Source organism: Capnocytophaga sp. G2 (assembly GCF_035282625.1).
Classification (GTDB): Bacteria; Bacteroidota; Bacteroidia; order Flavobacteriales; family Flavobacteriaceae; genus Capnocytophaga.
Map to the genome: position 1 here is coordinate 34,951 of NZ_JAYKBU010000004.1, position 16,285 is coordinate 51,235.

A 16,285-nucleotide genomic window follows, 5' to 3' on the forward strand; every position below is an offset into this window, starting at 1 on the left:
TGCACACTATTTAAACCTACTTTATTTTCAATACTATTATGAAAAAAAATATTTTCATTTTCACACTTCTCTTGTTTTCTCAGTTTATTGGAAAAGCACAAGAGTTTGATGTGGGAGTAAAGGGAGGCTTAAGCTATGTTACTTTAAGAGGAACCACTTCTGAGGTTTCTTCTTTAAAAGGAAAATTAGGAGCTTATGTAGGAGCTTATGGGGAACTCTTCTTAGGGCGTATTTTTTCGCTACAACCTGAATTTCTTTTCTCTCGACAAGGAGCAAAATGGGAAAGAGAAGGACTTCTACCCAATGGAGAAGTTTTCAAAACCTCTATCAATACTGATTATGTCAACGTACCTATATTAGCCAATGTAAAGCTCTATGAGAAGTTTTCTCTCCAAGCAGGCCCTCAATTTGGGTTTTTAGCAGTAAAACCTGAAATTGGATCTGAAGAAAATATATTTGATGGAGAGAATTATTTAGATAAAGGGATCTATCGTTCTTTTGATTTTGCTATTTGCATAGGTTTTAAGTTTAGGTTCTACGAAAATTTCTCTGCTGAACTTCGTTATACCAACTCTCTTACTAACTTATTTGATAAGAACCACCCAGCTCTTGAGACCGCCAATTTTGGTGAAAAAAATAATTTTCGTCACTCCTACTTCTCTGTTGGAGTAGAATATCGCTTAAAACAACTTACTATTTTTTAAAGGATTTCTAAATGAAAAAATATTTCTTTTTCGTCATCATAATAGGGTTATTAGGTGCTTGTTCTGATGATATAGATGACAAAATTTCTAAGAAAACACCTACCCCACCTATTCCTGTTCCCACTCCTGAGGAAAATATTCTTATCACTAATACTACGGATTCCAATGCAAATAATCTAGGAGGTAGCCAAACTGATTTTAATGCCAATGACTTACTTTCCAATCATTCTTTTGACAAACAAGTCCATATTTCTTTCTCCGAGAATACTGTAACTACAGATATTATCCCTAACATAGTTATTCACAAAGATAATGCTCATATTTCTATCACCTCTACCCTACCGAATGTAGAATATATCCTCTCTGGTAATTCAAATAAAGGAGGACTCAAAATATCAAGTACTCATCCTTATAAACTAACTCTTGATAATATTACACTTTCCTCAGATAAAGGTTCTGCTATTGAATTACAAAGCAATAGCAAAGCTTTTGTATATCTTCCCAAGCATACTACTAATACTCTTTCTGACTCAGAGAATCATTCCAATAACTATGGACAGATTTCTACAGGAACTCTTTATAGTATAGCAGATATAGTTATTGATGGAGAGGGTTCTCTTTCTATTAAAGGTAAATACAAGCACGGGATTGCTTGTAATGGCTACCTCCGTATTATAAATGGTGATATTTCTGTTACCGAAGCTATAGAAGATGGCATTCATTCCCAAAATGCTTACATTGGAGATGGAGGAACCATTCAAGTAAATACTCAATCAGGTACAGGAGATGGTATAAGAGTTAATAATGGTCACATCATTATCAATAATGGGAAATATATCCTAAATACGAAAAAGAATGGTATGACTGCTCTTAATACCAATTCCACTGTAATACCCTATATTACAATTAACAGTGGTAAACTAAATATCAATGCATGGGCAAGGGGAATCTCAACTACTGGTATATTAACTCTTACTCAAGCAACCATGGATCTCAACTCCATTGATACTGCACTCTATGGAGAAAAAGCCATCTATATCAACAGTGGTATGTATCTTTTACAAGCCACTACAGGAAGTACTTTAGAGAGTCACGAGAAAATCGCTTTCACTGGAGGAAGAAGTATTCTCAAAAGTGGAGCCTCTCCTAAAACACCTATTGATATTTCTAATTCTGGTATATTTCTTATAAAAGCTGGAACTATCATAGCTATGGGAGGAACTCCACAGGATAGAGCCACTCTTAGCCAGGACTCGGCTCCTACCCTTATTGTTAACAGAAATCTTCAAGCAAATACTCTGTTACACCTAAGAGAAAATACACGTGAAGTCTTTACTTTCTTAACTCCTGTTCCCTTTACTTATTTTATTTTTAGCAGTAGTAAATTTCTTGCAGGAAAAAATTATATGTTTTACCAAAATGGAGAAACCCAAAACGCATCTCAAGAGGAAGGTCTTTATATAAATGGCTATTACAAAGGAGGCACACTTATAAAACAATTTACCTCTAAAAGAGGTAGTAATTCAGTATTATAAAAATATCAAAGATATAATTATTCTCTTGTAAGATATTCTTGCATAGGTACTAATAATGATAACAATAAATTAATATTTTCCACATAAATGGTTTTTGAAGTAGCGAATTCCTAATTTTATGTTCAATAATTTGTTATCTTAAGAGAACTCTTACGTCATCACTTTCTATAGAGTATTCTGAATATATTCTATTATCTCTATATTGTTCCTTTTATAAAACTTTCATACCATAAGTAGGCAAATACATTTATTTTTTCTATATAGTTTGTTAAAATTAGATATCAAATAGTTAAAAATGTATTAAATAAAACACAAAGTTTATAATCTCTACATTTTTGGAACAATATTAGCTATATATAAGAAAAATTCAAATCCTTTTATGAAAAAAATCTTTTTATACAATTTTATTACTCTATTATTAATAAGTTGTAATGAAGGAGAGAAAAAACAATACTTACCACAATCCGTAGGAAGTATCAATTCATTAACTATTGTCATAGATCCTCCCTTATGGAATGGAATAGTAGGAGATAGTCTTCGTCATTATTTTGCTTCTCCTGTAGAAGAAATCTCTGGAGCACGCGAACCCATTTTTGATATTCAACAGATTCCTGAGGATATTTTCAAGGGGATGACACGTGCAAGCCGAAATGTTCTCATCGTAACCACAGATTCCAAGAACCGCTTTGATATTCGTGATACTTTATTTGCTAAACCTCAGAAAGTAGCTTTTCTCATTGGAGAAACCACAGATGATCTGATTAGTGAAATAAAGAGATTTGCTCCTGAAATTATTCTTACTTTCAAGCAAAATGAGATGAAGGAAGTACAGAATCGTTTCAGACAGACACTTAACAATACCAAAGCTATCGAGCAAATCCTTAATATACACCTTACTTTCCCTTCTGTATATAATATAGTAAAACAAGAGAATAATTTCTTTTGGTTAGAGCGAAAAGTAAAGAATGGAACAGCTAATATCCTTATCTATGAAGTTCCTAAAGGGAAAATCTGTGCCAATAATAAGGATTGTACAGAACAAATTATCCACATGAGAGACTCTATTGGAGCACAATATGTTCCTGGTCCTGAAGAAGGTATGTATATGATTACCAGTACTGCCTTTGCTCCTACTTATTCAAGAATTCATATTAATTCCTATTCCACTATTGAGAGCAAAGGATTATGGGAAGTAAAAGGGTTCATATTGGGTGGTCCCTTCAGTAACTATATTATAGAGGATCCTAAGAGAGAGCGTTGTGTAGTAATAGAAGGGTTTATAGCTGCTCCAGGCACTTCCAAGCGAGACCTACTCTTTGAACTGGAAACTATTATAAAATCTGTAAGATTTTTAGACTAAATTTCATGGTGTTGTGGTGGCTACCTGTAATATTTTCCCATTAAAATAAGGATATTGATAGAGAGCAAAGTCTTTAATATACTTAGCCATTTCCTCAGCATTAATAGGTGCCTTATAATCTGGAAATGCCTCTAAAAGCATCTCTGTTTGTACCGCTCCCAAAGCTAAACAATTAAAGTGCCATTGACTATCCTTATATTCCTCGGCTAATAATTCTGTAAGAGAAATAAGAACTGCCTTAGAAGAGGTATATGCAGAGAGCCCTGCAAACTTCATAGCTCCTTGTATCCCTCCCATACTACTAATATTAACAACATGCACTTTTTCTGAAAAAAAAGGAATCAAGCACTGTAAAAGCCTAAATACCCCAAGTACATTGACCTCAAATATTTGTCTCAAATAATAAGAAGAAAGTCGCTCAAATGATGCATTTACAAGTTTTCCTGCATTATTAATCACTATATCCAAAAAGATATTTTGTTCTTTCAAAAAAGAAACTAATCTCTGTATGCTTTTCTCCTTAGAAATATCAAATGAAATATAGGTAACATTGCCTTGTTGTGATTTCTTAGTATAGCTACGGGAAAGTGCTAATACTTTAGTATTCTCTTTTTCAAATTCTTTGACAAGCTTGGCTCCTATTCCTCTACTCGTTCCTGTAATTAGAACCGTTTTCATCCTCTATTACTTAATTCTATTTCTTTATGATTCTCTAGAAAGCTTCTCTGTTTCTTCTACTTTCTTAATAATTGGATAATTATTTGTTGTATATTCCTTATACTCAGCCCCCTTAAGAATACAATCCATAATACGATGCATATAATCATTAATAGAAGGATTGGTTACATTAAATAGGAAAGTAAATACAATTTCTTCCTCTGGATATACATAAAACCAAGCATATCCCCCAATGCCATTTCCTATATGACCATAGTAAGTACGTCCTCTCCAGTCTTTAGTTGACTGCCACCCAACACCATATCCTGTTTCTTGTCCGTTATTCAGATGTTGAGAGGTAAGCATTTGCTCCTGATATTCAGTCTCCAGAAAAGATTTACTTAATATTGCTTGCCCTAACAGATTAACATCATAGGCTGTAGAAAGAAATCCCCCTCCTCCTAACTTGAAAAAGTTATTTACCTCTGACGCTTTTTTAAATTGTTTTTTCTTATCCACAGAATAAGGTACAGATTGATTAGGAGACAATCCTCCCATATCAGGAAAGGTATGATTCATTCCCAAAGGCTGGAGTACATTATGGGTTACATACCACTCAAAAGGTTCCTTCCTTGCCTCTTGCATAGCCAATGCTATCAAATTAAAATCATAACTATTATAAAAATACTTAGTTCCTGGCTCAAAAAGTAAGGGATCTTGTGCAAATACACCTATACCTTCCTTAATACTCATAAATTTATCAAGGAAAACTTCTTTACCTTTGTATGCACGTATTCCAGCCAAATGCCCTGCCAACTGCTTTACCGTGAAATCATACTCTTTTTTAGGGAAATAGGGTACATAATCGTACAAAGAACAATTCCAGTCTATCCATCCCTGCTCTTGCATTAGAGTAAGTGATACCCCTGTAAGAGGCTTAGAAACACTAGCAATACGATAAAGCGTCTCACGAGTATTGACAGGCACTTTATTCTCTATATCAGCATATCCATACCCTTGTTCCCAAATAGGGAAACCTCTCTTGGTTACACAAATAGAAATGCTGGGAGTATAGTGTTCTTGTAGGAGATACTTAACAACCATTTCCGCCTGTTCAATACCTTTTTCAAGAGAATTAATCTTAGAGAGTTCCTCAGCAAAGATTTGTTTCTGTGTGATTGTCTGTGCAAATAATTGTTGAAAAAAAGAAAAAACCGACATTATTATAAATATTGATTTCATTTTCATATTCCTTTCATTTACTTTTACCTAAAAAGACGCTCTAAAGATAATATTATCTTCAAAGCGTCATGAATTAAACCTATAATATAAACAAATTTTATTTTAATAAATCATCTAATACAGAAACTGCCTCTTCTACATAAATATCTTTCTGTAAATTCTCATGCCAACGATCTAATCGTATCTTCACATCTTCATTACTCTTTGCTTTTTCTTCATCAGAAGGCAAAGATGAAAAATGTAGAGGAGATTTGTATTCAGTAAGTTCCTTAAACTTCTTAATCATAGCTTCACTCTCCTCTACCTGTTTTTTATAAGTATCATACTGAAGAGAATAAGTGTTTTCATCTCGCTGTTTCTGTACCCAACGTGCATTTTCATCAATTAATTTAAAAAGAGAATTGGCTTCAATACGCTTTTTACTATTAGCAATTGCTTGTGCAAAATTTCTATTTTCTGTCCAAGGGGTATAATCAGCTTTAGTAATCTCATCCCATGACATTGGGTTTTCCAGTTCTCTTTCTCCTACTTTAATATACTGATAACGATCTGGAATTACTATATCACTATTTACTCCTTTAAGCTGGGTAGAACCTCCATTCACACGATAGAATTTCTGTCGTGTCAACTTTATAGCTCCTAAATCCCCTAAAGAACTATTACGAATTTCCCGATTAAGATCTATAAGTTCCTGTACCGTTCCCTTCCCATAGGATTGCTTACTTCCAAGGATTATAGCACGTTTGTAATCTTGCATAGCAGCAGCCAATATTTCAGAAGCCGATGCCGAAAGTTCATTAATAAGGATGATTAAAGGCTTATCCCACTGAATAGCCCTATCCGTATCGCGGAGTACTTGTATATTTCCATTGGCATCACGCACCTGTACCACAGGACCTTCCTTGATAAATAAACCTGCTATTTCCACCACCTTTGCCAAAGAGCCTCCTCCATTATTACGCAAATCTACAATGAGCCCATCTATATTTTGCTTCTTAAGTTTGGCTATTTCTAAAGCCATATCCGATGCAGAATTACGTTCACGAGTATCATTAAAGTTTATATAGAAACTAGGTAAATCAATTATTCCATAGGTATGCTCTTTATCTTTGATAAGAGCTGATTTAGCAAAAGTTTCTTCTATTTCTACTACATCACGGATAATAGGGATTACTTGAATGCTACCATCTACACGCTTCACAGTAAGGCGTACTTCTGTTCCTTTTTTTCCTTTAATAAGCTTTACTGCATCTTTCAAACGCATTCCTATAACATCTACAGGGTCTTTTGTTCCTTGTCCTACCTTAAGAATCAGATCTCCTACTTCAAGAAGTTTTCCTTTCCATACAGGACCTCCCATAATAATATCAGAAATGCGTATTCCATCAGATTTTTTTTGGAGCACTGCTCCTATTCCTTCAAATTTTCCTGATATATCCAAATCAAAGCGTTCCTTAATATCTGGAGCCAAATAACTTGAATGGGAATCTGTAGCTTCAACATAACTGTTAAGATATATACCGAACCAATCTTCCTCTGTAAGATCCTTATAAGAAACAAACATTTCCTCAAAAGCTTTTCGTGTAGTCTCTGTAGCTTCCTTCTTAAGTTCCTTATAGGATTTTTCTGTATACTTACTATCTTTTTCCTTTTTATGCTGTTCCTCTTTTTGCTTAATTACTAGGTTAGAGAGTATAGAATACTTAATAAGCTTACGCCAACGTTCACGAAGCCCTTTCTTATCTTTCGTATAAGGAATATTCTCATAATCTAAATCAACTGATTCTTTTTTAGAAAATTCATAAGATTCCTTAAGAAGTTCTTGAGAAAGTTTGTCGGCTTCTTCCATTCTTTGACGCAAACGGTTATAGGTAAGAGTAAAGAAAGACACATCCATTTTTTTTAGATCATCATCCATTTTTGTCTCATTTTTCTTAAATTCATTAATGTCCGACTGGATGAAATAGCGCTTTTGAGGGTCTAAATATTGTAAATAACCCTTAAAAACACGTTTGGAATAGGCATCATCCAAAGGTTGTTGGTCATAATGCCCACGAGAAATCATATATTGGATAATCTCCATAAGGAGTTTTTCTCTATCTCCTGTGTATTCAAATTTTTTATCTGTAAAACTACAAGAAGCAAAGGAAATAATTCCTAAAAGGAAAAGAATAAAAATATTTTTTTTCATTGGTTCATTTTATAATTGGCAAAGGTACTACTTTATTATGAGAATAGAATATTTTTTTTATTTTTTAACAAAGAGAAAAATAGTTGTTTTAAGTACTGATATTTACACATCTTAGATTTTATGAAAAAGTAAATATTATTTTAGTTCTTGTGGTATTTTACAAATAGGAATAGGATTCATTTTATGTTGGTTTGCTTTATTCAATCGTTTGAAGATAGCAAGTACTTGATTTTGTCGTGGAGAAAGGAGAACAGAGTCATTACCACTTTCCACATATTGCATAGCCCATTCCAGTTCAGGATAGGAAGCTCCTAATTGATCCTCATCAGTACGGTTATCACCAAAAAGCCCATCGGTAGGGGGAGCTTGACGAATCTGTGGCAAAATATCAAGATATTCTGCTATTTCATATACCTGACTCTTCATTAGGTCAGCAATGGGACTTACATCTACTCCTCCATCGCCATACTTGGTAAAGAAGCCCACCCCAAAATCCTCAATTTTATTACCCGTTCCCACAACCATATATCTATGTAAACCGGCAAAATAATAGAGAGTAGTCATTCTAAGTCGAGCTCGGGTATTAGCAAGAGCTAAAGCATTGTTCTGAGCAGGGGGGAGTTGAGCTATGAAAGTATCAAAAACAGAGGTTAGTTCTACCTGCAGGTTGCTAACATTAGTATACTTTTCTTTAAGAAAATTAATATGTTGCTTTCCTCTGTTTATTTGATTCTGGGCTTGATGAATGGGCATTTCCAAACATAGGACAGGCTTACCTGTTCGAGCACATAGAGCAGAAACCACCGCTGAGTCAATTCCTCCAGAGATGCCTATAACCATTCCCTGAATATCTGTTTGTTGCAGATAATCCAAAAGCCAATGAACAATATATTCAGTTACTTTAGGTGTATTCATTTTCACAAAATTAGAGCACAAAATTAGGGATAATTATTGAACCTTGCAAGGAGAAAAATCATAGAAAAGACAAAGGCTATCCTTTTCAGATAGCCTCCTTTATTATCAAATAGTTATTAAAATGAACCGCTAAACTAAAACCTATCCCATCATACCCAACTCTATCAGAAGCCGCTGAACTATTTAACAATGTCTCTTGTAGAGAATTTGAAATAACAGTCAGATAAATCTCTGTTATTAGTTATAACTACCTTCCCTTGAAATAGGTAATTAAGTCCTAATCTCATTTTCCAAAAACCTGCACGAGAAATGATTATTCAGAGGAAGGTAACCTATATCATATACCATTTGGGAATAGATGTTTGCCTTATAAAACTCTATAAAAGTAAAACAAAGTACTCCACCATATTTTAATACAGGTATAGTTGAATTGACACATTAAAAAAGAAAAATGGAAGAAATGGAAAATATATTTGTCAAAACAAAAAATAGTTGTATCTTTGCGCCCATAAATGAAAGGAGGTGTTATACTATGCTTATTATACCAGTAAAAGAAGGAGAAAATATTGATAGAGCCCTAAAGCGTTACAAAAGGAAATTTGATCGTGTAGGGATTGTAAGAGAGCTTCGCTCACGTCAGCACTTTAGTAAGCCCTCTGTACTTCGCCGTAATGTAATTCAAAGAGCAGAGTTCATCCAGCGATTAAGAGATTTAGAAGAAATATAATTTTTCTTTATAAAAAAGTCCCTGTTAAGCAGGGATTTTTTTGTATAAATATAATTGAAATATGAGAAAATTTTTATTTTTATTTGTTCTTTTTATTTTTATCAACTGCGAAAGTGATGATATATGTGATGATCCTGTAGTGACTCCACGACTTATTGTACGCGTGTATGATAAGGATACTCCACGCCGCACCAAACCAATCAATAACTTAGTAATTCTTGGAAAAGACAAAGCCCAAGCTATACAACCTCTTGCTACTACTGATTCCTTAGCACTTCCTTTGAAACTAACCTCCGGAGAATCGTCCTTTGTTCTAATAAAGGATGCGGTGGTGGATAATAATGGTAATATCACAGGGGGGGCACGAGTAGAATTAAAAATTAATGCTATTGCTTCAGAAGTATTCTCTGGGAAAGGCTGTGGTTATAAAGTAATTTATGACCAAATCACTGCCACTTCCAATTCTATCTCAGGATATACTCCTTGGATTGCCCGTGTACAAGTAATGTTTAGAAAAATAGAAGATGAAAAACAAGCCAGTGTTCGTATTTTTTATTAGTACTTTAGCTATTTTCTGTAGTTTTGCTCAGGATAATAAAGAGAAAAAACTCGATACCCTCCCTGAAAAGACTAAAATCAAAGAAAAAGTTTCCTCTCTTACAGATAATAAGATAGATAATCCTGAAAAAGTATACTACCAACATTATGGATTACGTATTGGTGCTGATATTTCTAAGCCTATTTACTCTATTTTGGATAAAAAATACCAAGGATTAGAACTTGTTGCCGATTATCGTTGGAATTATCGGTATTACTTGGCTGGAGAAATAGGCAAAGAACGTAAGGAGAATCAAACTAACTACTTTGACTATACTACTAATGGACAATATATTAAGTTAGGAATAGACTATAACTCTTATGATAATTGGTATGGTATGGAGAATATGATTTACTTTGGAGGTCGTTATGGTTTTTCTATTTTTAATCAAGAAGTAAGCCACTATACACTACATACATTACATAACTACTGGGAAGAATCTCTCATAGGAACTAAATCAGATATTCTTACCACATATAAGGGACGTACCGCTCATTGGCTGGAGGCTTTTTTAGGAATCAAGGTAGAACTATTTAAGCATTTCTATGCAGGTGCCTCTATACGATTTAGTTTTTTACTTTTCCAAAAGAAAAATGATTTTCCTAATTTCTGGATTCCTGGGATACAGCGTGTATGGGAAGGTAGCAATTTTGGTATCAACTACAATTATACTCTCTCCTATATGATTCCTCTCTATAAAAAAGTAAAAGAAAAAACTTATAAATCCCCTGAAAAGGAAAAAGATAAAATAAAAAAAGTACCTTAAGGTATTTTTTTCTACCTATTATACCATCACTTTTTCTTTCAGATAGCCAAGTGCATGATTCCCTTCATGAAAAAGCAAATCCAAGGTACTAAGATTCCCTATAAATCCATGCTTATCTGAAAATATTTGATAATAAGCATCTTGCTTTATATCATGCACTATTTTCGCGTGGGAAAGATAACGAAAATCATTTGTTTGCTGATAAACCTTTTTATATTCTGTAGTTTTTTCCCAGTCCAACTGTACATGTAAACAGTCTAAAATTACCTCCATAGTTCTAAAGTTCAAATCTAATAAAAAAGTATACTTTTCTTCAAATATGGGTGCTATTCTATCTTCATAATATTCAAAATAGGGAGAAGTACGATAAGCTGTTTGCAGAGTTTTCCAATGCAATTTCTGCCAAGTTACACCATTATCTATCTGTACATCCTTATAGAGTTGCCTACCTGTTTCTCCTCCTGTATGTAAGATAGGAACTGTAAGAATTTGTTTGCCATTTGCCCCATAGATATAGGTACGATTACGGAAAGTTTGCTTTTGATAATTATCGGAAACCTCTAAAAGACAAGAGGTCTTAACTAGAATAGAAAATAAGGCAATAGAAGGAAAATAGGTAGGATGTAATAATGAGGTCATTTTTTAAAAATTAAAAGAGAGTTGTCCTGTTTGTTTGAGTCGCCATTTATTCGTTTCATATTCTTCCGCAACAGTTATCAGAACATTTATAATTGTTTGTTTCTCAGGAGTAATGCCATTTTTAAGTAAAGGTATGATATCCAAGATAATATCATCTGTGGATGGGTATTCCTTATGAGATTCTTTCTCTTTAAGATAAGAGATCAAGAAATACTTAATTCGGAGATCTAAAGGAATTTTAGTCTTAAATTTCTGATTTTTACGGATATAGAATTTTTTTGTTGAGGGCTCATAATCAAATTCTGCTTTGAGTAAAGGAGTAAGATCTTTGTATTCCTTACTTAATATATGTAGAAACCCGAATTGTAATCCTTTGATAATAAGCTCATCATTTATTTGTTCTAAGTTAGCTCCATCATTTGCAGCAATGACACTTTCAATCGTTTCTATCACTAAATCATAAATATCATTCCCTAACTTAAACTTTTGTATAGCCTTAGGTGTTTCTTTTTTAATAAAGTTGATAATCAATTGTCCTGAAAGCACAGAAAAAGGATTTTGTCTTTTCTTAAAGCTAGTTTGTCCATTACTTTGCTTGACAGTGCCCACATATTCAAACCCACATTTCTCAGCTGCTTCAACAATGATATGCCAATAATGAGGATCTTTGTGAGAGAATACAAAAGAAAGCCAACGGTCGAACTTCAATACGCGATACATTTCTTTGATAGATTGGCTCAATAGATCACTATATTCATCTTTGGTTTTATGTAAACTACCACCTTCTATGGCTTCCTCCTTGCGATCTTCTTCTGTAATAGGTAGATCCAGCCAAGCATTCCACATTACAGAAAGGTCAAGATAGGGAATCTTATCTCCATAAGGAGGATCTGTATAGATATAATCTATACTTAAGTCCTCAATAGTGCTTAAGTGTGTAGCGGAACCCTTGATAATTTGTAAATTATTTATAGTAGATTCATTAATGAGAGGAGCTATTTCTTTTTTTGCATCAAAAATTTTTTTAAATCGTAATTCAAAATAGGTTAAAATATCTATATCCACGGGATCTTTGGCAATGCGATATCGATAATATTGAAATGCACTTGCATTCCCTCCACCTTCCTTTTTAACATAAGTAGATGTATGATAAGTCAAATTAGCTTTTGTTAAAAGCCCAGAAAACATTAATAAGAAAGTCTTTCGAATAGATTCATCTTTAATTTGTTTAATAAGATATTTCAAAAGACCAAGCTGAGCAAGTTGTTTATCAGAAAATAAAGCATCAACAGTAGACACATCTGCTCCTTTCATATTTATTTCGGTTATAGGATAAGAATATCTTTTCTTAGCTTTTTGGATTTCATCATCTGTTACTGGATATTTTTTCTTAAACTTATCCATCAGATAAGAATACTCCTCTAATAAATTATCAAAATTCACTGGACAAGTAAGTGCTGATACTAAGAATATAGCCAATGGGTTAATATCTATATTAATTCCTTTCCTTCCAAGCATTATAGCTTCAATAGCTGTGACTCCAGATCCACCAAAAGGATCCAATATGACATCATTAGGTTTAGTAAAATGTTTAATATATTGTTGCACAACATCCCAACTTTGTTTAGTGAAATACCCATGAACTCCAAAATGTCTCTTTGTTGCTCTTTTTCTAACCTTTAATAATGGTTTAGGTAAGGGCAAATCCACATAAGAAAAATGCTCGTATTTATTCGTAAGAGATTTTTCTATATTAATCTTTTTCTCTGTAAAGCGATCGGGGCTTAGTAAGTTTTCCATCACTTCCCAATGCTTATCAAACTCTGAAAGGGGAAAATAAAGTAATGGTTCTTTTCTATCTCGATCAAAAGCAACAAACTCTCTGCCGTTACATAAAGCAAATATTTGTACATTAATATCAGGATGTATAGCGTATGAATATACCTGTTCTATATGCTCTCCTGATAAAATATTCTCTGTAGGAGCCTTGGCATCCAACACCCAAGAGTAACGACCATCTACTTCCAACAAATAATCAGGGACTATATTAATAGGTCGTTTTTGTGAGCCTATTTTCACAAAAGGATGAGATAAAGTTTTGCTATAAATGATACGATTATGTCCATAAGCCTTATACCCTAATTCCTTTAGGATAGGATTAATCAGTTCCTCTCGTACTGCATCTTCTTTAAAATCAGGTGAATTAAGAAGTTCAAAATCAAAGTTGTCATATAAACTCATTTGTAAGAGTGTTATTTCTTAATCTTAGTTTTTCCTTTACGCCTTTTTCTATACACCTCATAACCAATGTAACTCAAAATACCTATTCCCAATACCCAATAAAGATAAGAGACAGGTTCTCCTTCTCCATTAACAGTAGTAAAGAGTCTGTTCCAACGAATTTTGTTAAAACCAGAGGCATTGCTATCCCAGCTCATCCAGATAAGTACAGGTTTACCTACAATATGATCAAAAGGCACAAAGCCCCAATAGCGGCTATCCTCAGAGTTATGTCGATTGTCACCCATCATCCAATAATAATCCTGAAGGAAAGTATAAGTGGTCGCCTTATGTCCATTTACATATATATCATTCCCTTTTACTTCCAATTTATTTCCTTCATACTCTGTAATAATACGCTTATACAAAGGTAAATTCTCTACAGAAAGTTGTATTGTTTTACCTTGTGCAGGAATCTCCACAGGACCAAAATTATCTTCACTCCAAGCAAAGTTCTTACTGTGAGGAAAAATAGCTGGATTATATTCCTTAGGAGTTAGAATTTTAGTTACACTTTCTACATGAGGTAATTGGCGTATCTTTTCTGCTACTTCCTCAGTAGCGGATTGAACAAGGAACTCTGTTTTATCTCTGAAGATAGAAGCATCTGTGATTCCAAAGTTCTGAAATAAAAAAACTGGAAGCAACTGTTCTGCTGTATATTGCCCTCCATAGAGTCCCATAAGATAACCTTCAAACTGAGGAGAGACGTGTACACTATAGGAAGTTTGTAACTTAGCCCTTACAGGATAACGTTCTTTGTTTCCATTGATAAAAACCTCTCCATCACGTATCTCTAACTTATCTCCAGCTATAGCCACTGCTCTTTTCACGTAGTGTGATTTCTTATCCACAGGCTTATAAGCATAAATTCCTGAAGGATCACGAAAGAAACGCACAGTATCCACAGGCCAGTTAAATACCACAATATCATTACGTTTTACTTTCTCAAGAGCCGGTAAACGCAAATAAGGCAATTGAAAATGAGACAAATATGATTTAATTCCTACTAGAGGTAAAGTATCATGTACCATAGGAGTAGAGAGAGGTGTCATTGGAAGACGTGCCCCATAATGAAACTTACTCACAAAAAGGAAATCCCCCACCAAAAGGGTTTTTTCCAAAGAGGAAGTAGGGATTGTATAAGGTTGAATAAAGTAGGTATGAATGGCAGATGCAGCTACCACAGCATAAATAATTCCATTGAGCCATGAGGGAACATTCTCTGCAATAATTGCTTCATTTTTTCCTACATATTGAGTCTTAGGTTGGTAAGTTATATATCCCAAATAAAGTCCTAACGTAAATATAGCTATAAGTGTATAACGCTTTTTGCGATAGCCAAAAACATGCAGCCACTCATACACCAATACTATTGCCATAATATTCCCTATCACAGGCAGATATACTAAGAATATCCACCACCAAGGACGTTGAATAATCTTAAAAAGAATAAGCATATTCCATACAGGGACAAAAGCTTGCCAGCCCTTATATCCTGCTTTCTGGTAACCTTTCCATAGAAGGATCCCCTGTAGGAGTTGAACTCCTAAAAAAACAATAAGATAAGTTAACATAGATAATTGCGATAATTCTGTTATCAAATAATCCAATACTCTAATAAAGAGTTTAAGCGCACAAAGATAGAACTATTTATGCTTTTATACAAAAAAACTACTTAGAAAATTTCTAAGTAGTTTTCTCCTTAAATCAAATTGCTATGAGTTATTAAGCGTTTCTCTCTCGTAATTTCTTCTCTAATTCAATGGCTTTAGGAAACAAAACATTATTCTCTAAATGAATATGTCGGTGCAAATCATTCTCAAACTCTTCCAACATAGAGAAAGTAACTTGATAGGTATTACAAGCATCCGCAGGAGGATTATATCCTTGAGTAAGTTCCGCTATCTTAGCAAAACGATCTCCTTCTACAGTATGGTCATGCTTCATCATCTCAATAGGGTTCTCTATAGTTCCAAAATGAGTAGCTTCCAATGGTTCTCCTGTTTGAGATGCTTTCACCAATTTTTCTATAAAAGGGAAAAGTACTCGTTCTTCTTTTTGAAAATGTTCCGCCAAATCATGAGCACTTTCAGTAAAAAGATCCTTAATTTCAAACAATTCAGGATGTCTTTCTCCGTGCACCTTACAAATCTTATCAAGAAATTGTAATAAGATAGGTGTTTTCTCTCTTACATATTCATGATGTATTTTTACAATATAGTTGGCTAACAAATCCAGTGGCCACCCACTTACATCCACCATCTCTTCTTTCCCTGAAGGTAAAGCGGCAAGCTCTTCTATAAGTTCTTTCTCTGATTCCTTCTTTTTTTCACAAGCTTCTTCTATCGTTCTTCCTCCACGACAACAAAAGTCTATTCCATATTTTTTAAAGATTGCTGCAGTACGAAAATCATCTGCTACTATCTCTCCAATTGTTTTATTCTTAAAATCCATATTATTTTAAAATTTTTGGCAAAGGTACAAATTAATTTTTACTCTATCTCTATAAAAATACATAAAAATCCTTTTTTAACTATTTGAAAATATTTAAAAACACACTACATGCTTATTATAAATAATTTACATATTATAGATAATTCTACATTAACAAATAATAACATTAAAAAAATAAAATGAATCAAGAATCAGAGAAAGCAAACAGATATAG

At 33.6% G+C, this 16,285-nt stretch carries 14 protein-coding genes; 6 read left to right on the forward strand and 8 right to left on the reverse strand.

What is annotated here, in order from left to right; all coding sequences use genetic code 11:
* The first annotated feature begins 38 nt into the window (after positions 1-38).
* From VJJ03_RS03475 to VJJ03_RS03485, 3 genes are all read left to right on the forward strand, one after another.
* Positions 39-704: a porin family protein gene (locus VJJ03_RS03475; protein WP_009746235.1), complete on the forward strand. Its 666-nt coding sequence runs from the start codon at positions 39-41 to the stop codon at positions 702-704.
* 11 nt (positions 705-715) lie between these two features.
* On the forward strand, positions 716-2,239 hold the full coding sequence (locus VJJ03_RS03480) for a carbohydrate-binding domain-containing protein (protein WP_323973871.1): 1,524 nt from the start codon (positions 716-718) through the stop codon (positions 2,237-2,239).
* A 379-nt stretch (positions 2,240-2,618) separates the two neighbouring features.
* Complete coding sequence (locus tag VJJ03_RS03485; protein ID WP_009746237.1) at positions 2,619-3,599, forward strand: DUF4837 family protein; 981 nt, start codon at positions 2,619-2,621, stop codon at positions 3,597-3,599.
* Positions 3,600-3,602: 3 nt separating this feature from the next.
* Here VJJ03_RS03485 and VJJ03_RS03490 read toward each other — a convergent pair whose 3' ends face one another.
* From VJJ03_RS03490 to nadE, 4 genes are all read right to left on the reverse strand, one after another.
* Complete coding sequence (locus tag VJJ03_RS03490; protein ID WP_323973873.1) at positions 3,603-4,277, reverse strand: SDR family oxidoreductase; 675 nt, start codon at positions 4,275-4,277, stop codon at positions 3,603-3,605.
* Positions 4,278-4,301: 24 nt separating this feature from the next.
* Entirely contained in the window at positions 4,302-5,498 is a 1,197-nt protein-coding gene (locus VJJ03_RS03495; RefSeq protein ID WP_253908271.1) for a serine hydrolase domain-containing protein, read from the reverse strand.
* 97 nt (positions 5,499-5,595) lie between these two features.
* Entirely contained in the window at positions 5,596-7,689 is a 2,094-nt protein-coding gene (locus tag VJJ03_RS03500; RefSeq protein ID WP_009746240.1) for a carboxy terminal-processing peptidase, read from the reverse strand.
* A gap of 135 nt (positions 7,690-7,824) precedes the next feature.
* Positions 7,825-8,604: an NAD(+) synthase gene (gene nadE, locus VJJ03_RS03505; RefSeq protein ID WP_009746241.1), complete on the reverse strand. Its 780-nt coding sequence runs from the start codon at positions 8,602-8,604 to the stop codon at positions 7,825-7,827.
* 532 nt (positions 8,605-9,136) lie between these two features.
* Here nadE and rpsU point away from each other — a divergent pair.
* The 3 genes from rpsU to VJJ03_RS03520 all read left to right on the forward strand — a co-directional run bounded on the left by rpsU (position 9,137) and on the right by VJJ03_RS03520 (position 10,695).
* Positions 9,137-9,331: a 30S ribosomal protein S21 gene (gene rpsU, locus VJJ03_RS03510; protein ID WP_040358084.1), complete on the forward strand. Its 195-nt coding sequence runs from the start codon at positions 9,137-9,139 to the stop codon at positions 9,329-9,331.
* Positions 9,332-9,392: 61 nt separating this feature from the next.
* Entirely contained in the window at positions 9,393-9,890 is a 498-nt protein-coding gene (locus tag VJJ03_RS03515; protein ID WP_323973875.1) for a DUF6452 family protein, read from the forward strand.
* Positions 9,856-10,695: a DUF6048 family protein gene (locus VJJ03_RS03520; RefSeq protein ID WP_323973877.1), complete on the forward strand. Its 840-nt coding sequence runs from the start codon at positions 9,856-9,858 to the stop codon at positions 10,693-10,695. Before VJJ03_RS03515 ends, VJJ03_RS03520 begins: the two co-directional genes overlap by 35 nt.
* Positions 10,696-10,713: 18 nt before the next feature.
* On the opposite strand, the gene VJJ03_RS03525 is transcribed toward VJJ03_RS03520, so the two are convergent.
* The 4 genes from VJJ03_RS03525 to ric form a co-directional block, all read right to left on the reverse strand.
* A complete protein-coding gene (locus VJJ03_RS03525) occupies positions 10,714-11,334 on the reverse strand; it encodes a WbqC family protein (protein WP_009746245.1) in 621 nt (206 codons plus the stop codon).
* Between the two features lie 3 nt (positions 11,335-11,337).
* Positions 11,338-13,575 carry a DNA methyltransferase gene (locus VJJ03_RS03530; protein WP_009746246.1) on the reverse strand — a complete coding sequence of 746 codons (2,238 nt, stop codon included), beginning with the start codon at positions 13,573-13,575 and terminating at the stop codon, positions 11,338-11,340.
* An 11-nt stretch (positions 13,576-13,586) separates the two neighbouring features.
* On the reverse strand, positions 13,587-15,191 hold the full coding sequence (lepB, locus tag VJJ03_RS03535; protein WP_323973882.1) for a signal peptidase I: 1,605 nt from the start codon (positions 15,189-15,191) through the stop codon (positions 13,587-13,589).
* A gap of 151 nt (positions 15,192-15,342) precedes the next feature.
* Positions 15,343-16,071, reverse strand: a complete 729-nt coding sequence (gene ric / locus VJJ03_RS03540) for an iron-sulfur cluster repair di-iron protein (RefSeq protein ID WP_323973884.1) — start codon at positions 16,069-16,071, stop codon at positions 15,343-15,345.
* Positions 16,072-16,285 lie beyond the last annotated feature (214 nt).

Bases quoted from the DNA above. Each gene is read 5' to 3' on its own strand.
- VJJ03_RS03475 (WP_009746235.1), top strand. From the start codon at position 39: ATGAAAAAAAATATTTTCATTTTCACACTTCTCTTGTTTTCTCAGTTT.
- VJJ03_RS03480 (WP_323973871.1), top strand. From the start codon at position 716: ATGAAAAAATATTTCTTTTTCGTCATCATAATAGGGTTATTAGGTGCT.
- VJJ03_RS03485 (WP_009746237.1), top strand. From the start codon at position 2,619: ATGAAAAAAATCTTTTTATACAATTTTATTACTCTATTATTAATAAGT.
- VJJ03_RS03490 (WP_323973873.1), bottom strand. From the start codon at position 4,277: ATGAAAACGGTTCTAATTACAGGAACGAGTAGAGGAATAGGAGCCAAG.
- VJJ03_RS03495 (WP_253908271.1), bottom strand. From the start codon at position 5,498: ATGAAATCAATATTTATAATAATGTCGGTTTTTTCTTTTTTTCAACAA.
- VJJ03_RS03500 (WP_009746240.1), bottom strand. From the start codon at position 7,689: ATGAAAAAAAATATTTTTATTCTTTTCCTTTTAGGAATTATTTCCTTT.
- nadE (WP_009746241.1), bottom strand. From the start codon at position 8,604: ATGAATACACCTAAAGTAACTGAATATATTGTTCATTGGCTTTTGGAT.
- rpsU (WP_040358084.1), top strand. From the start codon at position 9,137: ATGCTTATTATACCAGTAAAAGAAGGAGAAAATATTGATAGAGCCCTA.
- VJJ03_RS03515 (WP_323973875.1), top strand. From the start codon at position 9,393: ATGAGAAAATTTTTATTTTTATTTGTTCTTTTTATTTTTATCAACTGC.
- VJJ03_RS03520 (WP_323973877.1), top strand. From the start codon at position 9,856: ATGAAAAACAAGCCAGTGTTCGTATTTTTTATTAGTACTTTAGCTATT.
- VJJ03_RS03525 (WP_009746245.1), bottom strand. From the start codon at position 11,334: ATGACCTCATTATTACATCCTACCTATTTTCCTTCTATTGCCTTATTT.
- VJJ03_RS03530 (WP_009746246.1), bottom strand. From the start codon at position 13,575: ATGAGTTTATATGACAACTTTGATTTTGAACTTCTTAATTCACCTGAT.
- lepB (WP_323973882.1), bottom strand. From the start codon at position 15,191: ATGTTAACTTATCTTATTGTTTTTTTAGGAGTTCAACTCCTACAGGGG.
- ric (WP_323973884.1), bottom strand. From the start codon at position 16,071: ATGGATTTTAAGAATAAAACAATTGGAGAGATAGTAGCAGATGATTTT.